Genomic DNA, 18383 nt, shown 5'->3' on the forward strand with positions numbered 1-18383 from the left:
CTGGCCGCGGCCGGGGCGCCGCTGCGCCTGCCGCTGCAATACTGGCGCTTCGCCGGGCTGCGCGATCTGCTTGCGGTTGGCGGCGCGGCGGTGCTGGCGGCGGCGATCTTCGCCCTCGGGCTGCACCTGACAGGCGCCTGGCAGCCGCCCAACCCGGCCTTCCCGGTGCTGCACGCCGGCGCGCTGGCGGTGCTGCTGATCGGCGGGCGCGTGGCCGCGCTGGCGCAGGCGGCGCGCCATGCCAGCGATGCCGCGCCCGATGCGCAGAACGTGCTGCTGGTCGGCGCGGCGGAGGGCACCGACGTGTTCCTGCGCGCCCTGGCGCATGACCGGCGCGCGCCCTATCGCGTCACCGGCATCCTCTCGCTGCGGGCGCGCCAGGCGGGGCGGCGGATGCAGGGCACGCCCATCCTCGGCACCGTCGAGGACACCGAGGCGGTGCTCGATTCGCTGCGCGCGGAAGGGCGGCTGCCCTCGGTCATCGTGCTGGCCTCGGGCCTGTCGGGCCCGGCGCTGGAGGGCGTGCTGGACGCCGCCGACCGCCATGGCGTGCCGGTGCGCCGCGCGCCAGCGCCGACGACGCTCGCGCCCGCCGGCGAGGACGCCCAGCGCGTCGAACTCCGCCCGGTCTCGATCGAGGACCTGCTCGACCGCCCGCAGGTGCCGCTCGACCGCGAGGGCATGGCGCGGCTGGTGCAGGGCCGGCGCGTGCTGGTCACCGGCGCCGGCGGCACCATCGGAGGCGAGCTGGCGCGGCAGGTGGCGGCGCTGGGCCCGGCGAGCCTCACGCTGCTCGACCACGGCGAATACGTGCTCTACGAGATCGACCTCGAATTGCGCGAGAAGCACCCGGAGGTGGCGCGCCGCGCGGTGCTGGCCGATGTGCGCGACGAACCGCGCATCCGCCGCCTTTTCGAGGAGATCCGCCCCGAGCTGGTGTTCCATGCCGCGGCGCTCAAGCACGTGCCGATGGTCGAGAACGATCCGCTGGAGGGGCTGCTGACCAATGCGCTCGGTACGCGCATCGTGGCGGATTGCGCGCGCGCGGTGGGCACCACGGCGATGGTGTTCATCTCGACCGACAAGGCGGTGAACCCGACCAGCGTGATGGGCGCCTCGAAGCGCCTGGCGGAGATGTACTGCCAGGCCTTCGACCGCGAGGCGCGGCACGGCCGCGACGGCATGCGCTGCATCACCGTGCGCTTCGGCAACGTGCTGGGATCCACGGGCTCCGTCGTGCCACTGTTCCGCCGGCAGCTCGAACGTGGCGGGCCGCTCACCGTCACCCACCCCGACATGCGCCGCTACTTCATGACGGTGCGCGAGGCGGTGGGCCTCGTTCTCCAGGCCAGCGTCGTGGGCACCACCGACCCCGAGAACATGCCCCCCGAACTGGCCGAGGGCGGCATCTTCGTCCTCGACATGGGCGAGCCGGTGAAGATCGTGGAGCTGGCGCGCCGCATGATCCGCCTCGCCGGGCTGCGCCCCGAGCAGGATGTCGAGATCCGCTTCACCGGGCTCAGGCCTGGCGAGAAGCTGTTCGAGGAACTGTTCCACGGCAAGGAAGCCCCGCGCCCGACCGCCTTCCCCGGCCTGCTGGTGGCGACCCCGCGCACCGCCGATGCCGCGCTGGTCGGGCGCGCCATCGACGAGATCGCGGCCGCCGCCCGCAGCGGCAGTCCGCGCACGGCGCTGGCGCAGCTCGGCCGCCTGGTGCCGGAATTCGAGCACGCCCCGGAAGGCACCGCCGCGAGTCGCTGAGCGCCGCAAGGCGGCGAGCCGCTGAGCGCCGCGTGGCGGCGACCCGCTGAACGTCGCGTTTCAGTCCGACACCACCCGTGATTTCGCGCGACGCGGCGCCCCGGTCTATGACGCAGCCCTGTTTCGCGTGAGGCCACGACCATGACCGCCCCGATCGTCCTGTTCGATGTGAAGGCGCAGCAGGCGCTGATCCGCCCCGAGCTCGACCGCCGCATCGCCGCCGTTCTCGACTCCGGCCGCTTCGTCAACGGACCCGAGGTGGAGGAGTTGGAAGCCGCGCTGGCGCGCTTCGCCGGCTGCGCGCATGCCGTCGGCGTCTCCTCCGGCACCGATGCGCTGCAGATCGCGATGATGGCGGAAGGCGTCGGCCCCGGCGACGCGGTCTTCCTGCCCGCCTTCACCTACACCGCCACCGCCGAGGTGCCGCTCGTGCTGGGAGCGACGCCGGTCTTCGTCGATGTCGATGCGGAGACCTTCAACATCGACATCGCCGACCTCGAGCGCCGCATCGCGCTGGTCCGGCGCGAAGGCCGGCTGCGCCCGCGCGCCGTGGTGGGCGTGGACCTGTTCGGCCTGCCCGCCGACTGGCGCGCCATCGAGGGCATCTGCGCGGCCGAGCAGATGTTCGCCCTGGATGACGCCGCGCAGGCCTTCGGCGCGTCGCTGCATGGCCAGCGCCTGGGCCGCTGGGGCCATGCCGCGGCGCTGTCCTTCTACCCGACCAAGACGCTCGGCGCCTACGGCGATGCCGGCGCGCTGCTGACCGACGACCCGGCGCGCGCGGCGCTGTACCGCATGCTGCGCACCCATGGCGAAGGCAAGACCCGCTACGAGGTGGAACGCACCGGCATGAACGGCCGGCTCGATACGCTGCAGGCGACCATCCTGTGTGCGAAGATGACGCTGCTGGAGGATGAGCTGGCGCAGCGCCGGCGCCTCGGCGCCGCCTATGACCAGGCCCTGGCCGGCAGCGTCGGTGTCCAGGTGGCGCCCGCGGGGGCGGAGAACGCCTATGGCCTCTACACCATCCGCCTGCCGGATGCCGCGACGCGCGCACGGGTGCAGGCGGCGCTCGGCGCGGCGAAGATCGGCTCCGGCATCTATTATCCGAAGCCGCTGCACCACCAGCCGGCCTATGCCGCGGCCCATGCGGCATCGATCGGCGGCAACGGCCCTCCGCCCCTGTCGGTGAGCGAGGCGCTGTGCGGCCAGGTGCTCTCGCTGCCGATGCATCCCTACATGAGCGAGGAGGACGCGCGTCGCGCCGCGGGCGTGGTTCTCACCAACCTGTAATCTCCGCACGGAACAGTTGAAATGCCGCTCGGCGCGGCGCCACGATGCGGCGTCGAGCCACGGAGCCGAAGATGCGTCGCAGGACACTTCTGGCCGCCGCGGGTATCGCGGCAGGCATCCGCCCCGCCCGGTCGGAGGAGGCGATCGACGTCTCGCTGGTGATGGCGGTGGACGTGTCGCGATCGATCGACGAGGACGAGGCACGGCTGCAACGCGAGGGCTATCGCCTCGCGGTCTCCGATCCGGTCGTGGTGGCGGCCATCCGCGGCGGGATGATCGGCGCGGTCGGCCTCGCCTATGTCGAATGGGCGGGCATCGAGTACCAGCGCACGGTCATTCCCTGGCGGCGGATCGCGAACCAGGCAGATGCGGATGCCTGGGCCGCGGAGCTCGCGGCCGCGCCGCGCGCCTCGCTGTCCTGGACCTCGATCTCGGGCGCTATCCGCCATTCCCGCCAAGTCATGGCGGAATGCCCCTGGGAGGCGACGCGCAAGGTGATCGACGTCTCCGGCGACGGGGTGAACAATTCCGGTCCGCCCGCCGACCAGCAGCGCGATGCGGCAGTGGCCGAGGGCATCACCATCAACGGCCTGCCCATCATCAACGACCGCCCGACCTTCGGGCGCCTGCCCCCGGTGCCGCTCGACGACTACTACCGGGAGAACGTGATCGGCGGGAACGGCGCCTTCATGATCGTGGCCGAGGACTTCGAGAGCTTCGGCGTCGCGGTGAAGCGCAAGCTGATCCGCGAGATCGCGAACCTGCCGGCGGGCGCTATTCCCGCCTGACCGCGCCCTCGTTCACGAGGCGCAGGCAGCCCTGGACCACCGGCGCGCAGGCGGCGTTCTGCGACAGCGGCAGGTCGGAGGCGGCGGCATAGCCCACGCGGGTGACGCGCCCGTCCACCAGTTGGAAGGTCACGCGGCAGGTCGACCCGGCCGAGACGGACAGCGACCCGCCGATCACCGGCACCGGCGCCGACACGCCCGAGGCCGGCGGGGCGCGGTCATAGGTCCAGAAATCCCCGCCGGCCGAGGATGCGGTCAGGTTCGGCACGCCGGCGCACAGGCGCAGATCGTCCGCACGCAGGCCGACCAGGCGCTCCCGCCCGTCCTCGGCCACCTGCGAATCGCGCGCGGAGCAGCCGAGCAGCGCCAGCAGGACGAACAGCGTGGCCCGCTTCACGACCCGTCCGCATCCTCGAGCGACAGGCCGAGCTCCGCGAGGCCTTCCTGGAGAATGTCGCCGAGCATCTCGATGCCGAGCAGATATTCGGCGGCATCGCGGATGTTGCGTTCCTTGGCCAGCGTGCGGGCCTCCTCGAAATCCGGCCCGGCGTAGTCGCCGCGGCCGACCCAGGCGAGGGCGATCAGCGAGGCCTGCTCGTCCTCGTTGAGTTCGGCGATGAAGGCGCGCAGGGCGTCCTCATCCATGTTCTCGTCGTCCTCGGCGTCGAGGCCTTCCTCGTCCTCCTCGTCGCGGGCCAGGGCGCCGCTCTCCTCGCCTTCCTGGACGGCGCGGGCGGCATCGACGATGGCGGCCACGGATTCGAGGCTGATGCCGAGGTCGAATTCCTCATCATCGTCGCGGTCGCGCGCGGCCATGGTCGTGCTCCTGCTCGTGGTTCGGCGGCAATCAAGCATGGGCGGGCGGGGGCCTGCCACCCCCGGCGGGTCAGGCGGCCCAATCCGGCGCGAAGTCGGGGTTCACCAGGCGGCGGTCCTTCGGCAGGGCGGCGATCGCCGCCATGTCCCTGGCATCGAGCCGGAGCGCGGCCGCGGCGAGGTTGTCGCGCTGGCCCTCGGCGCGGCCCGATTTCGGGATGGCGACCAGGTTGTCCTGCGCCAGCAGCCAGGCCAGCGCCACCTGCACCGGCGTCGCGCCATGCTTCGCGGCGATGGCCTGCATCACCGGGTCGTCGTTCACCTGCGCCTTGGCGATGGGCGAATAGGCGGTCAGCGCCAGCCCGTGCTGCCGGCACAGCGCGGCCAGCGCCTCCTGCCACAGATAGACATGGCATTCGACCTGGAGTGCAGCGATCGGCGCGATGCCGAGTTCGAGCGCGCGCCTGAGCAGCCCGGGCGGGAAATTCGACACACCCACCGCGCGCGCCAGCCCGTCCGCCTGCAGCCGCGCCAGCGCGCCGAGCGATGCCGCCAAATCCATGCCCTTCGCCGGCCAATGGATCAGGATCAGGTCGGCATAGGGCGTGCCAAGCCGCTTCAGCGACGCGTCGGCCGAGGCGCGCAGCGCATCCGGGGCCAGTTCCGTCCACCAGACCTTGGTGGTGAGGAAGATCTCGCCGCGCGGCAGTCCGCTGGCGGCGATGCCGGCGCCGACCGCGTCCTCGTTGCCGTACATCGCGGCGGTGTCGATGTGGCGGTAGCCCAGCGCGATGGCGCCCTCGACGGCGCGCTGGGCCTCGGCGCCGCGCAGCTGCCAGGTGCCCAGCCCGATGCGCGGGATGCTCAGGCGCGCGGTCTGCAGGATCGGTGCGCTCATCGCCTGGTCAGGTCCACCACGCCGGCAAAGCCCGCTTCGGTGCCGAAGGCGAGCTGCCCGCCGACATCGTCCCAGGCCAGCGCCGAGACCGCCGACCCCCGCGGCGCGGCCACCGGCACGATGCGGCCCGAGGAGACCTCGGCGATCAGCACCAGCCCGTCGCCGAAGCCCGCCGCCACCACCTCCTGCGTCGGATGGCAGGCGACCATGGTGCAGAGCACGCCATCGCCGCCGGCCAGTTCGGTCGGCGCCTTGCCCATCGGCCCGCCGCCGAAGAAGGGCCAGAGCACGACGCAGTCGGCCCCGGCCGTGGCCAGCCAGCGGCCCTTGGCGGTGAAGCCGAAGGACTTGGTCTTGGCCGGATAGCCCGCCATGCGCATGTGCTGCCCATCGGCCAGGCGCCAGCCATGCAGCGTGTTCTCCTGCATGGAGGTGACCACATGCGTCCCGTCCGGGCTGATCAGCACGCCGGTGTGGCTGCCCTTCCATTCGAGCACGCGCGGCGTGCCCTCCTTGGCGGCGACGAACCACAGGGAGGCACCGTTGTAGTGGGAGGCAGCAATGCGCTTGCCCTTGGCATCGAAGGCGATGCCCGTGACGCTGGAGGGATGCGCCAGCGACTTCAGCGCCGCGCCCTTGCCGTCCAGCAGATGGACCGCCTTGCCCACCGCCGCGGCGCGCAGCCCGGACTCATGCGCGGCGACCTGGTCCACCCACTTGCTGCCATAGGTCGCGACCACGCTCGCCGTGCCATCCGGGGCGATGCGCATCAGGCGGCCATCATCGCCGCCGGTGATGACGCCGTCCTTCACGTCGGGCGCGATGGCAAGGCAGGCGCCCTCATGTGCCGCGACGCTTCGCCAGCCATCGGCCAGGCGCACCGTGCCGTCGCCCAGCGCGAAGGCGCACGACCGGCCCTCTCGCCCGAAGGCGATGCCCACCACCCAGGCGCCGAGATCCTGCGCGCGGCCGCGGGATTCGAGCAGGAAATCGGCAGTCTGCGAGGCGCTCATGGGAGGATCGGCTGGTTCGGCATACCCCCTGTATGGCGCCTCGCGCGCGCTGATGCCATTCCCCCCGCGGTCAGGCCGCCGCCTCCCGCGCCGAGGCGGCCAGCGCCGCGGTGTCCGGCACCACGGTGGCGAAACGGTCGGCGAGTTCCGCCAGCGCGGTGCGATGCACCGTGGCGGCCGGGATGACGCCGCCGAGCGGGTCCGGCAGGTCGCGCGTCGCCGTCGCCCCGGCCACCACCGTTGCGCGGACGCCGAGGTCGAGCGCGCAGCGCGCCGTCGCGCTGATGCACATGTGCGTCATGAAGCCGGCGAGGATCACCTCGCTGCGGCCGAGCGCGCGGATGCGGTCGGCGAGGTCCGTGCCGGCGAAGGCATTGGGCAGGCGCTTGGGGATGATGGGCTCGCCGGGCAGGGGGGCGACGGCGGGCAGGATCGCCACCATCGGGCCGGTCTCGTCGAAGACGCCGCGCCCCGGCGGCGAATGCTGGACGATGTGGATGACGGGCACGCCCCGCGCGCGGGCGAGGGCGAGCAGGCGTCCCGCCTCCTCCGTCGCGGCATCGACGCCGGCGAGCGGCAGGCGGCCGTCGCGGTATTCCCGCTGGACGTCAATGACGACGAGAACCGCGCGGTCGAGCGGGGCGGGATGGGTGGGCGCGCCGGTCATGGCGAGCAGGGTCTGGGGCAGCGTGGTCATGAGGGTTCCTCCGGGGCCGGCGCGCGGATTCAACGCCATGGCGCGATGTGCGCGAATTCCATAATCTTGCACCATGCCTGATCGAATTCGCACAGCAGCGCTGGATTGGGAGGATTGCCGCTACTTCGTCGCGCTTGCTGCGGAGGGGACCCTGTCCGCCACCGCGCGCCGGCTGCGGGTGAACCACGCGACGGTCGCCCGCCGGGTCGCGAGCCTCGAGGCGGCGCTCGGCCGCACCCTCTTTGACCGCCGTGCCGAAGGCTATGTCCTGACCGCCGAGGGCCGCGCCGTGCTCGAGGAGGCGCGTGGCATGGAAGAGGCCGCCCTGGGCGTGCTGCGGCGCCTCGACGCCGCGGGTGCGCTGGAAGGGCCGGTGAGGCTCACCACCACCCGCAGCCTCGCCGAGGGGTTCCTGGTCCGGCGGCTCGGCGGGCTCCGGCGCGCGCATCCGGGCATCGACCTCGAACTCCTCGCGGAGCTGCGCGTCATCAGCCTCGCGCGGCGGGAGGCGGACATCGCGATCCGGCTCGGCCGACCCGCGGACAGCACGCTCGCCGGGCGGCGGATCGGCCGGCTCGGACATGGCTTCTACGCCGCGCCGGAACGTGCCGCGCAGGTCGCGGCGGGGGAAACGCCAGTGCTGGTGGGCTACGATCAGGACAGCGCCTTCGTGCCCGAGACGACCTGGCTCGCGACGCACTTCCCCTCGGCGCGCCTCGCCTTCCGCAGCAACAGCCAGGCCGCGCAGGCGCAGGCGGCGCGCGTCGGCTTCGGTGTCGCGCTGCTGCCACACTACCTGGCGGCGGGAGATCCGTTGCTGGTGGCCGTCGACCTGGGTGCGACGCCGCCATCGCGGGAGGCCTGGCTGCTGGTGCGGCGAGACATTTCGCGCGTGCCGCGCGTGCGGGCCGTGGCGGAGGCGGTGGCCACAATCTTCAGGCAGGACCGCATGGTGCTCGAAGGGACGCGCGCGGAGGAGGAAACTGCCGCCTCCGCACCGTCTGCCGCGAAACGCCGTTAGGTCGGCAAGGGCAATCGCGATCGGCGGCGTGCTCCCCGCGTCGCGCTCATGCCGGTGCCGGGGTCCACCGTGCGATCTCGGCCTCGATCTTCGCCTGGTCCTCGCCGGCCTGGCAGGCCTCGAAGCCGCGGCGCAGCCAGGGGCGGTTCAGGTCGCGGCCGATGAAGACGATCTTCGACTTCCGCGGATCGCCTTCCTTCACCTCGCCGATGAAGTCGCCATCGGCGATCATGTGCACCGCCTGGAAGGCGAAGCGGCGGCTGTCGCCCTCGTAGTGGAGGATTCCCTTGGTCCGCAGCAGGTCCTGGCCCTTGGCGGCCAGCACCTGGGTGATCCAGGCGTTGAAGCGCTCCGGGTCGATCGGCTTCTCGACCTCGAAGGAGACGCTGTTCACGTCGGAATCATGCTCGTGGTCGTCCTCGCCGGAGAGGAATTCCGGCTCGCGTTCCAGGATGCGGCTGAGGTTGAAGGCGTCGCGCCCGACCACCGCGCTGATCGGCACGTCGGACTTCGTGGCGCGGCGGATCTCGGCATAGGGGTTGATGGCGCGGATGCGGCGCTCGACCTCGGCAGCCTCGGCTTCCGTCACCAGGTCCATCTTGTTGAGCACGATGATGTCGGCGAAGGCGATCTGCTCCTGGGCCTCGCTGCTGTCAGCAAGGCGCGCGGGCAGGTGCTTCGCGTCCACCACCGTCACGATCGCATCCAGCTTGGTGGCGCGCTTCACGTCCTCGTCCACGAAGAAGGTCTGCGCGACGGGGGCGGGGTCGGCGAGGCCCGTCGTTTCGACGATGATGCCGTCGAAGCGGTCGCGCCGGCGCATCAGCCCCGACAGGATGCGGATCAGGTCGCCGCGCACGGTGCAGCAGATGCAGCCGTTGTTCATCTCGAAGACTTCCTCGTCGGCATCGACCACCAGGTCGTTGTCGACGCCCAGCTCCCCGAACTCATTGATCACCACGGCGAACTTCTTGCCGTGGTCCTCGGTGAGGATGCGGTTCAGCAGCGTGGTCTTGCCGGCGCCTAGATAGCCGGTCAGCACGGTCACGGGCACGGGTTCGCGCGCGGTTGTTTCGCTCACGGGGTCTCTCCGGAGGGGGTGTCGCTTGCCGCCCATATGGGGTCTTCGCGCGCCGCGGTCATCCTGTCGGTGCGCAGCGCGACCCGGGCGGCGACGATGGCGGACATCAGCGGATAGACCAGCCGCCGTCCCTCGGCGGGGGAGTCGGCCAGGCGCCGCGCGGCGGCCTCGGCGGCGATGGCGCCGACCTCGGCCATGGCGGCGGCCACCGCAGCGCCGGCGGCGGCGTATTCCTCGGCGGTCGCGCCATTGGCATAGATCGGCGCCAGCAGGCGCGCCGGCACTTCCATGGCAGCATCATCGGCCGCCGCAAGCGCAGCCGGGCCCATCGCGGCGCGCATTGCGGCACGGCGCGAGGGGTCGAGCCGGGGCGGCGGCGTGCGGTCACGGGCCGCTTGGTCGATCGCGGCCAGCAACTCCGCATCGCCGAAGGGGCGCACGAGCAGCACGTCGAAGCCGGCCGCCAACGCCTCCGCCTCCTCGCCGCGGCGCAGGCCGGAGGTGGTGCCCACCAGGGGCAGGTCAGCCTGGGGCGGCAGGCGGCCACGCAGGCGGCGCGCGGCCTCGAGGCCGTCGAAGCCGGGCTCGGCCAGCGCCATCACCACCGCGGTGACGTCGGCGCGCAGCAGCACGCCCTCGGCGGCGTCCCAGTCCGACACCGGCAGCACCTCGTGCCCGGCGGCGTCCAGCATGGCCTGCACGGTGACGCGCGTGCCCGCCAGCGGATCGACCAGCAGGATGCGACGCGGGACGGGGTCCTCGGCCATGGCGCGGTCAGGCCGCCTCGGCGCGGATCGCTTCGTCGAGCGTGCCGATCAGGCGGTCCACATGCGGCTTCTCGACGATCAGCGGCGGGGAGAGCGCGACGATGTCGCCGGTCACGCGCACCAGCACGCCGGCATCGAAGCAGCGGCGGAACACCGCCATGGCGCGCTGGCCAGGCTTGCCGGCGCGCGGCGCCAGCTCGATGCCGCCGATCAGCCCGATGTCGCGGATGTCGATGACGTTGGGCGCGCCCTTCAGGCTGTGCACCGCATCCTGCCAATAGGGCTCGATGGCGCGCGCACGGCCGGGCAGGTCCTCGGTCTTGTGCAGCTCGAGGGTTGCGATCGCCGCCGCGGCGGCCAGCGGATGGCCGGAATAGGTGTAGCCGTGGAAGAACTCGATCCCCGCAGCGCTGCCCTGCACGATCGCGTCGTAGATGCCGTTCTTCACCGCCACCGCGCCCATCGGCACGGCGGCGTTGGTCAGGCCCTTGGCCATGGTCATGATATCAGGCACCACGCCCAGGCGCTCGGCGCCGAAATCGGTGCCCAGGCGGCCGAAGCCGGTGATCACCTCGTCGTAGATCAGCAGGATGCCGTGGCGGTCGCAGATCTCGCGCAGGCGCTTGAGGTAGCCCACGGGGGGCACCAGCACGCCGGTGCTCCCCGCCACCGGTTCCACCATCACGGCGGCGATGGTCTCCGCACCGTGCAGCGCGACCAGGTTCTCCAGCACGTCCGCCAGTTCCGCGCCATGCGGCGGTTCGCCGCGGCTGAAAGCGTTCTTCGCGGGCAGGTGCGTGTGCGGCAGGTGGTCCACATAGGGCAGCAGCGCGCCGAACTGCTTGCGGTTCGGCCCGATGCCGCCCACCGACATGCCACCGAAGCCCACGCCGTGGTAGCCGCGCTCGCGCCCGATCAGGCGCACGCGCGAGGAGTCGCCGCGCGCCTTGTGGTAGGCCAGCGCGACCTTGAGCGCGGTGTCCGCGCTCTCGCTGCCGGAATTCGTGAAGAAGACGCGGTCCATCCCCTCGGGCGTCATGTCCGCCACGCGCGCGGCGGCTTCGAAGGCGATCGGGTGGCCGAGCTGGAAAGTCGGGGCGAAGTCCAGGATCGCCGCCTGCTTCTGGATCGCCTCCGTGATCTCGCGCCGGCCGTGCCCGGCGTTGCAGCACCACAGCCCGGCGGTGCCGTCCAGGATCTCCCGGCCCTCGGGCGTGTAGTAGGACATGCCCTCGGCCCGGGCGAGCATGCGCGAGGTATCGCCCTTGAAGTAGCGGTTGTCGGAAAACGGCATCCAGAAGGCGTCCAGCGAATTCGGACGCGGCACGCTGATCTCGTTCATGGCTTGGGGCTCCAGGCTCGGCGGGGCGAAAGAACACCCTTGCGCGCGTCCGGGCAAGCGCGCTGTCCGCCGGACGCGGCAGGCGGGCTTCGCCGGGCCGCCCGCCCGTGCGATGGTCCGCCCGCGCCGGGAGGAGGGCGCGGGCATGGCTGACGGTCGCCTCGTCATCGGCACCAAGCGTTATTCGTCGTGGTCGCTGCGCGGCTGGCTGGCCGTGCGCCTGGCCGGGCTCGACGTGGAGGAGGTGGTGATCCCGCTCGCCGGCGGCGTCACGCCGGCGGTGCAGCAGGCCACGCCGGCCGGCCTCGTGCCGTACCTCGAGCACAAGGGCGCGCGGGTGTGGGAGAGCCTCGCCATCGCCGAATACTGCGCGGAGGCCGACCCGTCGCTGTGGCCGGCCGACCGCGCGGCGCGGGCCCATGCGCGCGCCATCGCCGCCGAGATGCATGCCGGCTTCCGTGGGTTGCGCATGGCCATGCCGATGAACATCGGCCGGACGTTTCCCGGCCAGCGCCGCACGCCCGAGGCGCTGGCCGACATCGCGCGCATCGAGGCGATCTTGGCCGAGGCGCTCGCCGCCCATGGCGGCCCCTTCCTGTTCGGCGCCGCCTTCGGCCTGGCGGATGCGATGTATGCCCCGGTGGTGACGCGATTCCTGACCTGGGGACCCGAACTGACGGCGACCTCGCGCGCCTATGTCGCGGCAGTGCGCGCGCATCCGCTGATGGAACGCTGGCATGCCGAGGCCGCGGCCGAGCCAGCCGCCTGGCTGCTCGACAAGTACGAGAACCCGGCATGAACACCGCCGTCGCCCTGGACCATGTCGGCATCGCCGCGCGCGACCTCGGGCCGCTCTGCGCGGCCTATGAGCGGCTCGGCTTCGCGCTGAGCCCGGTCGCGCAGCAATCCGGGCGGCGGCGGCCCGACCTGCCGGTGGAGACGTTCGGCTCGGGCAATCGCTGCGCCTTCCTGAAGCACGGGTACATCGAGTTGATCGCGATCCTCGATCCGGCGCTGTTCGACAACACGCTGAACCGCTTCCTCGCGCGCTATGCCGGCATGCACATCCTGGCGCTGGCCATGACGGACGAGGAGGCGAACCTCGCGCGCATGCGCGCCGCGGGCATCGACATCCCGGGCGTGGCCTGGCTGGAACGGCCGGTGGAGCCGGGCGGGCCGATCGCGAAATTCGCCCGCCTGCCCTTCCCCGACCCGCCCGAAGGCCGCATGCAGCTGATCCGGCACCTCACGCCCGAACTGGTCTGGCAGGAACGCTGGATGGACCATGCCAACAAGGCGCTGGCGCTGGAGGAAGCCATCCTGTGCGCCGCCGAACCGGCGGAGACGGCCGCGCGGCTGTCGCGCGTGTCCGGCCTGCCGGTGGAACCGGACCCGGCGGGCGGATTCCTGCTGCGCCTGCCCGGTGCCGCGCGCGCCGCCGGCCCCTTCGCCGAGGCGATGGAGACGCGCGTGCGCGTGCTGACCGAAGCGGCGCTGCCGGATGTGCTGCCGGGCCTGCGCGCCCCCGTCTCGCCCTTCATGGCCGGCATCGTGGTGCGCACGGCGGATGGCGGTGCGGCCGCGCGCCGGGTGCTGGCGGGCATCCCGACGGTTGCGGCGCAGGCCGGGCTGATGGTGCCGCCGGAACACGCCGGCGGCACGGCGGTGGTCTTCGCATGAGCGACTGGAGCGCGACACGCCCCGGCGAGGTCGAGGGCGGGGCACCCGATCGCACGGACGCGACCATCGCCTTCATCGGACGCATCCGCACGCCCTTCGCGACCCGCGCCGACTGCCCCCGGCGCGGGGCGCCCGACGGGCCGGACTGCCGCATCGAGATCGAAGCACCCTGGCGCGCGGCGCTGCGCGGCATCGCCGCCGGCGACCGGCTGGAGGTGCTCTACTGGATGCACCTCGCACGGCGCGACCTGCTGGTGCAGGCGCCGAAGGGGCGTGCGCCGAGCGGCACCTTCGCGCTGCGATCGCCCAACCGGCCCAACCCGATCGCGACCTCGGTGGTCGAGGTGGTGGGGGTCGGCGACGATGCCGTGACGGTGCGCGGGATGGACTGCGTGGACGGCACGCCGCTCGTGGACCTCAAGCCGGCGCGCGCGGCATGAGCGGCTTCGCCAGGGCGGTCGGCGCATCGCTGCGCACCTATTACGCGCCGGGGCGCGCGACGGTGCTGGATGCGTTCTACGCGCGCTTCCTGGGGGCGGGCGACCTTGCATTCGATATCGGCACGCATGTGGGGGACCGCAGCGCGTCCTTCCGGCGGCTGGGGGCGCGGGTGGTGGCGGTGGAGCCGCAACCGCGCCTCGCGCGCGCGCTGCGCCTGATCTTCCGCGGCGATCCTGGCGTCACGCTGGTGCCCGCGCTGGTCGGCGCCGAACCGGGCGAGGCGATGCTGCGCCTCAACACCGCGAACCCGACCGTCGCCACCGCCAGCGAGGCCTTCATCGCCGCCGCCGACGGCGCCGCGGGCTGGGAAGGCCAGCGCTGGGACGCCGAGATCGCGCGGCCGGTCACGACGCTGGACGCGCTGGCGATGCGGCACGGCCTGCCCGCCTTCGTGAAGATCGACGTCGAGGGCTTCGAGGCGGCGGTGCTGCGCGGCCTGTCGCGCCCGCCGCGCGCGCTCTCCTTCGAATTCACCACCATCCAGCGCGGCGTGGCAGCGGAATGCCTGCTGCTGCTGGATGCGCTCGGCTACCGCGCCTTCAATGCCTGCCTGGGCGAGGGCATGGAATTCGCTCATGCGGGCCCCATCGGCGCGCAGGCCATGGCGGCCTGGATCGCGGCGCTGCCGCACGCGGCCAATTCCGGCGATGTCTATGCTGCGCTGGCACCGGAACGGCTGGCGCCATGACGGATGCGCGCCGCGAAGCCCCCGCCGTCGCGCGCAACCGCGACGCCATCCTGGCCGTGCTCCGCGGTATCCTGCCGGCGTATGGCCTGGTGCTGGAGGTCGCGAGCGGCAGCGGCGAGCACACGCTGCATTTCGCCCCGGCCCTGCCCGACCTGACCTTCCAGCCGAGCGACCCCGACCCCGAGGCACGCGCGAGCATCGATGCCTGGTGCGCCGGCGTCGCCAATATCCGCCCGGCGCTGGCGCTGGATGCCGCCGCGCCGGACTGGCCTGTGGACCGCGCCGATGCCGTGCTGTGCATCAACATGATCCATATCGCCCCATGGGCGGCCTGCGAGGGGCTGCTGCGCGGCGCCGCGCGCCTCCTGCCGGCGGGCGCGCCACTGGTGCTCTATGGCCCGTTCCGGCGCGCCGGCGTGCCGACCGCGCCGTCCAACGAGGCCTTCGACGCCGACCTGCGCGCGCGCGACCCGGCCTGGGGCCTGCGCGAGCTCGAGGCGGTCTCGGCGGCAGCGGCGGCTGCCGGGTTCGGCCCGCCGGCGGTCACCCCCATGCCCGCCAACAACCTGACCGTGGCCTTCCGCCGCAGCCGAGGAGCCCCGCCATGAGCGACCTGCCGCTATCCGTGCGCATCACCGAGGAAGGCCCGCGCGAGGGCTTCCAGATCACCACCACGCCGGTGCCCACCGCCGACAAGATCGCGCTGATCGATGCGCTGTCCGCCACCGGCGCGCCGCGCATCCAGGTGGCGTCCTTCGTCAGCCCGAAGCGCGTGCCGGGCTGGGCGGATGCCGATGCGGTGGTGGCGGGCTTCGCGCCGCGGCCGGGCGTGGCCTACACCGCGCTGTGGTTCAACCCGCACGGGCTGGACCGCGCCCTGGCCTTCCGCGACCGGCTGACACTGTACGGGTCCATCACCGTCGCGGCGAGCGAGGCCTTCTCGCTCAAGAACCTGAACCGCGACCGCGCGGGGCAGATCGCGGCACAGCGCGAGACCGTCGCGGCGCACCAGGCGGCCGGCGTGCCCGTCACGCGCGCCTCGGTGCAGGCGGCCTTCGGCTGCAACTTCGCCGGCGAGATCACGCCCGCGCAGGCGATCGCCGCCGTGACAGACGCCATGGCGCTGGCGGAGGAGACGGGCTGCGCCATCGAGCGCATCTCGCTCGCCGACACCATGGGCTGGGCGAACCCGCTGCTGATCGAGCGCGTGGTCGGCGCGGTGCGCGCGCGCTGGCCGGCGCAGAAGGTCTCGCTGCACCTGCACGACACGCGCGGCCTCGGCATCGCCAATGCCATGGCGGGGCTGCGCATGGGCGTGGACGAGTTCGACGGGGCGGTGGGCGGCGCGGGCGGCTGCCCCTTCGCCGGCCATCCCGGCGCGCCGGGCAATATCGCGACGGAGGAACTGGCGCTGCTCTGCGAGGAAATGGGCATCGCGACGGGCATCGACGTGGATGCGCTGATCGCGGCGGGGCACCTGGCGGAGCGCATCCTGGGACGGACGCTGCCATCCGCGCTGCTGCGCGGCGGGTCGCTCACGGCGTTCCGGGCGAAGGCGCGCGCGGCATGAGCGCGCCCGAGGGGCTCCCGCAGCCGGACCGCGCACCGCTGCCGCTCGCTGGCATCCGCGTCGTGGAATTCTCCCACATGGTCATGGGCCCGACCTGCGGCCTGGTGCTGGCCGACCTCGGCGCCGAGGTCATCAAGGTCGAGCCCCCCGGCAAGGGCGACCGCACGCGCGACCTGGTCTCCTCCGGCACCGGCTTCTTCCCGGCCTTCAGCCGCAACAAGAAATCCGTTCAGCTCGACACCGAGGACGAGGCCGACCTCGAGACGCTGAAGCGCCTGATCGACACCGCCGACGTGGTGCTGGAGAACTTCCGCCCCGGCGGGCTCGAGGCGAAGGGGCTTGGCTACGAGGCCCTGTCGGTGCGCAACCCGCGGCTGATCTACCTGAGCCTCAAGGGCTACCTGCCAGGGCCGTACGAGAACCGCACGGCGCTGGACGAGGTCGTGCAGATGCAGTCGGGCCTGGCCTACATGACCGGCCCGCCCGGCCGCCCGCTGCGCGCCGGCGCGCCCGTGAACGACATGATGGGCGGCATGTTCGGTGCCATCGCCATCCTGGGCGCGCTGCGCCAGCGCGATGCGACGGGCCGCGGCCAGCATCTGCAAAGCGGCCTGTTCGAGAACGCCGCCTTCCTCGTCTCGACCGCCATGCTGCAGCAGGCGATGACCGGGCAGGACCCCACGCCGATGCCCGCCGGCCGCCGTGCCTGGGGCGTGTACGACGTGTTCGAGACCGGCGACGGCCAGCAGATCTTCATCGGCGTGGTGACCGACCGGCAATGGGAGATCTTTCGCCGCGAGCTCGGCGAGGCGGTGCTGGACGACCCCGCCTATGCCACCAACACCGACCGGGCGAAGGCGCGCGAGACGCTGATCCCGCTGGTGCAGTCGCTGCTGAGGAAGCACGACGTCGCCGCGCTGGAGGCCATGTGCGAGCGCGCCGGCCTGCCTTTCTCGCGCATTGCGCGGCCCTGGGACCTGCTGGAGGACCCGCACCTCAAGGCGAGCGGCGGGCTGCTGCCCATCACCTTCCCCGATGGGCGGCCGGGCGCGGTGCCGGCGCTGCCGATCCGCTTCGGCGACCAGCGGCTCGGCGTGCGGCTCGACCTGCCGAAGGTTGGGGAGCATGACGCCGAGATCCTCGGCCCGCTGCGGGCGGCGCGCGACGCGGCGGAGTGACCCGCGGCATCGGGCCGGCACCCCGCGCGGCGCAGCGTTTGCTAAACTGCGGATCATGGACCAAGCCGCCGCGTCCGGACCGATCCGCTTCACCCTGAACGGGCAGGACATCGCCCTGCCTGCCGGCACATCGCCGACGACGACGCTGCTCGACTGGCTGCGCGGCCCCGGCGCGCTGCACGGCACCAAGGAAGGCTGCGCCGAGGGCGATTGCGGCGCCTGCACCGTGGTGATCGAGCACGGCGCCGACCGTACGCCGGTCAATGCCTGCCTGATGCTGCTCGGCCAGGTGGCGGGGCGGGCGATCCGCACGGTGGAGGGGCTGGGCACGGCGCATCCCGTGCCGCGCGCGCTGGCGGAACACGACGGCACGCAATGCGGCTTCTGCACGCCGGGCATCGTCATGTCGGCCTGGGCCTGGACGCGCGAGGGCGGCGACCCGCACGAGGCGCTGGCGGGGAACCTGTGTCGCTGCACGGGGTATCGGCCGATCCTCGACGCCATGGGCGCGATGGCGGATGACGGCACGGCCGCGCCCGCCGCGCCGCCGGCGCCGCACGATGTCTCCACCGCCACGCAACGCTTCCTTCTCCCCGCCACGCTGGCCGAGGCGGTGGCGCTGCGCGCGGCGCATCCGCAGGCCTGGCTGCTGGCTGGCGGGACAGATCTCGGCCTGCGCGTCAGCGAGCATCGCGAGAGGCCGGCGGAGGTGATCTGCCTGCTGAACGTCGCGGAACTGCAGACGCTGAGCGTGGACGCGGCCGGCATCACCGCTGGCGCCGCGGTGCCCTATGCGCGGCTGCTCGCGGCCTGCGACGCCGATTTCGCACCCCTCGCCGCGCTGCTGCGGCGGCTGGGCTCGCGGCAGATCCGCGGGCTTGGCACGCTGGGCGGCAATCTCGGCACGGCGAGCCCGATCGGGGATGCGCTGCCGCCGCTGATCGCGCTCGGTGCGAGGGTGACGCTGGACTCGCCGCGCGGCGAACGCAGCCTGGCGGTCGAGGACGTCATCACCGGCTATCGCAGCACGGCCCGTGCCCCGGACGAGATCATCGCGCGCGTGACCATCCCTCGCCCGCCGCCCGGGGCGTTGCTGGCCTGCGAGAAACTCTCGAAGCGCCACGACCAGGATATCGCGACGGTGGGGCTGTCGGTGCTGCTGGCGTTCCGCGATGGCCTGGTCGCCGCCGCGCGCATTGCCCATGGCGGCTGCGGCCCGCGCGCGGCGCGCGCGGCGGGTGCCGAGGCCACTTTGGTCGGCGCCCGCTTCGACGCCGCCGCCGCCGACC

20 protein-coding genes are annotated in these 18383 nt (G+C 72.8%); 12 read left to right on the forward strand and 8 right to left on the reverse strand.

What is annotated here, in order from left to right:
* The 3 genes from HW578_RS11295 to HW578_RS11305 form a co-directional block, all read left to right on the forward strand.
* Window positions 1-1761: polysaccharide biosynthesis protein (locus tag HW578_RS11295; protein WP_198370657.1), on the forward strand; the 1761-nt coding region annotated here is incomplete at its 5' end.
* 141 nt (window positions 1762-1902) lie between these two features.
* Window positions 1903-3054, forward strand: a complete 1152-nt coding sequence (locus HW578_RS11300; protein WP_198370658.1) for a DegT/DnrJ/EryC1/StrS family aminotransferase — start codon at window positions 1903-1905, stop codon at window positions 3052-3054.
* A 71-nt stretch (window positions 3055-3125) separates the two neighbouring features.
* The gene (locus tag HW578_RS11305; RefSeq protein ID WP_198370659.1) at window positions 3126-3842 is read left to right on the forward strand and encodes a DUF1194 domain-containing protein; all 717 of its coding nucleotides are present in this window, start codon (window positions 3126-3128) and stop codon (window positions 3840-3842) included.
* Here HW578_RS11305 and HW578_RS11310 read toward each other — a convergent pair.
* From HW578_RS11310 to HW578_RS11330, 5 genes are all read right to left on the reverse strand, one after another.
* The gene (locus tag HW578_RS11310) at window positions 3829-4239 is read right to left on the reverse strand and encodes a hypothetical protein (RefSeq protein WP_198370660.1); all 411 of its coding nucleotides are present in this window, start codon (window positions 4237-4239) and stop codon (window positions 3829-3831) included. The genes HW578_RS11305 and HW578_RS11310 overlap by 14 nt on opposite strands.
* Window positions 4236-4658 carry a DUF3775 domain-containing protein gene (locus HW578_RS11315; RefSeq protein ID WP_198370661.1) on the reverse strand — a complete coding sequence of 141 codons (423 nt, stop codon included), beginning with the start codon at window positions 4656-4658 and terminating at the stop codon, window positions 4236-4238. The genes HW578_RS11310 and HW578_RS11315 overlap by 4 nt, the downstream gene beginning before the upstream one ends.
* A gap of 70 nt (window positions 4659-4728) precedes the next feature.
* Window positions 4729-5556 carry an aldo/keto reductase gene (locus HW578_RS11320; RefSeq protein WP_198370662.1) on the reverse strand — a complete coding sequence of 276 codons (828 nt, stop codon included), beginning with the start codon at window positions 5554-5556 and terminating at the stop codon, window positions 4729-4731.
* On the reverse strand, window positions 5553-6569 hold the full coding sequence (locus HW578_RS11325) for a WD40 repeat domain-containing protein (protein ID WP_198370663.1): 1017 nt from the start codon (window positions 6567-6569) through the stop codon (window positions 5553-5555). The genes HW578_RS11320 and HW578_RS11325 overlap by 4 nt, the downstream gene beginning before the upstream one ends.
* Before the next feature lie 70 nt (window positions 6570-6639).
* Window positions 6640-7266, reverse strand: a complete 627-nt coding sequence (locus tag HW578_RS11330) for a cysteine hydrolase family protein (protein ID WP_198370664.1) — start codon at window positions 7264-7266, stop codon at window positions 6640-6642.
* A gap of 73 nt (window positions 7267-7339) precedes the next feature.
* On the opposite strand from HW578_RS11330, the gene HW578_RS11335 reads away from it, so the two are divergent.
* Window positions 7340-8287, forward strand: a complete 948-nt coding sequence (locus tag HW578_RS11335; RefSeq protein ID WP_198370665.1) for a LysR family transcriptional regulator — start codon at window positions 7340-7342, stop codon at window positions 8285-8287.
* 46 nt (window positions 8288-8333) lie between these two features.
* Here HW578_RS11335 and HW578_RS11340 read toward each other — a convergent pair whose 3' ends face one another.
* The 3 genes from HW578_RS11340 to HW578_RS11350 are packed head-to-tail and all read right to left on the reverse strand — an operon-like array spanning window position 8334 to window position 11477.
* Complete coding sequence (locus HW578_RS11340) at window positions 8334-9368, reverse strand: CobW family GTP-binding protein (protein WP_369407873.1); 1035 nt, start codon at window positions 9366-9368, stop codon at window positions 8334-8336.
* On the reverse strand, window positions 9365-10135 hold the full coding sequence (locus HW578_RS11345; protein WP_198370667.1) for a response regulator: 771 nt from the start codon (window positions 10133-10135) through the stop codon (window positions 9365-9367). The genes HW578_RS11340 and HW578_RS11345 overlap by 4 nt, the downstream gene beginning before the upstream one ends.
* Window positions 10136-10142: 7 nt before the next feature.
* Window positions 10143-11477, reverse strand: a complete 1335-nt coding sequence (locus tag HW578_RS11350; protein WP_198370668.1) for an aspartate aminotransferase family protein — start codon at window positions 11475-11477, stop codon at window positions 10143-10145.
* Between the two features lie 145 nt (window positions 11478-11622).
* Between HW578_RS11350 and HW578_RS11355 the strand changes: the two genes are divergently transcribed.
* From HW578_RS11355 to HW578_RS11390, 8 genes are all read left to right on the forward strand, one after another.
* The gene (locus HW578_RS11355; RefSeq protein ID WP_198370669.1) at window positions 11623-12276 is read left to right on the forward strand and encodes a glutathione S-transferase; all 654 of its coding nucleotides are present in this window, start codon (window positions 11623-11625) and stop codon (window positions 12274-12276) included.
* Window positions 12273-13157, forward strand: a complete 885-nt coding sequence (locus tag HW578_RS11360; RefSeq protein WP_198370670.1) for a VOC family protein — start codon at window positions 12273-12275, stop codon at window positions 13155-13157. Before HW578_RS11355 ends, HW578_RS11360 begins: the two co-directional genes overlap by 4 nt.
* Entirely contained in the window at window positions 13154-13597 is a 444-nt protein-coding gene (locus tag HW578_RS11365) for an SAM-dependent methyltransferase (protein ID WP_198370671.1), read from the forward strand. Before HW578_RS11360 ends, HW578_RS11365 begins: the two co-directional genes overlap by 4 nt.
* The gene (locus tag HW578_RS11370) at window positions 13594-14346 is read left to right on the forward strand and encodes an FkbM family methyltransferase (RefSeq protein WP_198370672.1); all 753 of its coding nucleotides are present in this window, start codon (window positions 13594-13596) and stop codon (window positions 14344-14346) included. Before HW578_RS11365 ends, HW578_RS11370 begins: the two co-directional genes overlap by 4 nt.
* Window positions 14343-14954, forward strand: coding sequence for a DUF938 domain-containing protein (locus tag HW578_RS11375; protein WP_198370673.1), 612 nt, complete (start codon window positions 14343-14345; stop codon window positions 14952-14954). Before HW578_RS11370 ends, HW578_RS11375 begins: the two co-directional genes overlap by 4 nt.
* Complete coding sequence (locus tag HW578_RS11380) at window positions 14951-15916, forward strand: hydroxymethylglutaryl-CoA lyase (RefSeq protein ID WP_198370674.1); 966 nt, start codon at window positions 14951-14953, stop codon at window positions 15914-15916. The genes HW578_RS11375 and HW578_RS11380 overlap by 4 nt, the downstream gene beginning before the upstream one ends.
* On the forward strand, window positions 15913-17094 hold the full coding sequence (locus HW578_RS11385) for a CaiB/BaiF CoA transferase family protein (protein WP_198370675.1): 1182 nt from the start codon (window positions 15913-15915) through the stop codon (window positions 17092-17094). Before HW578_RS11380 ends, HW578_RS11385 begins: the two co-directional genes overlap by 4 nt.
* 55 nt (window positions 17095-17149) lie before the next feature.
* A partial coding sequence (locus HW578_RS11390; RefSeq protein WP_198370676.1) for an FAD binding domain-containing protein occupies window positions 17150-18383 on the forward strand: 1234 nt, incomplete at its 3' end.

Source organism: Roseomonas rosulenta (genome assembly GCF_016106005.1).
GTDB lineage: Bacteria > Pseudomonadota > Alphaproteobacteria > Acetobacterales > Acetobacteraceae > Neoroseomonas > Neoroseomonas rosulenta.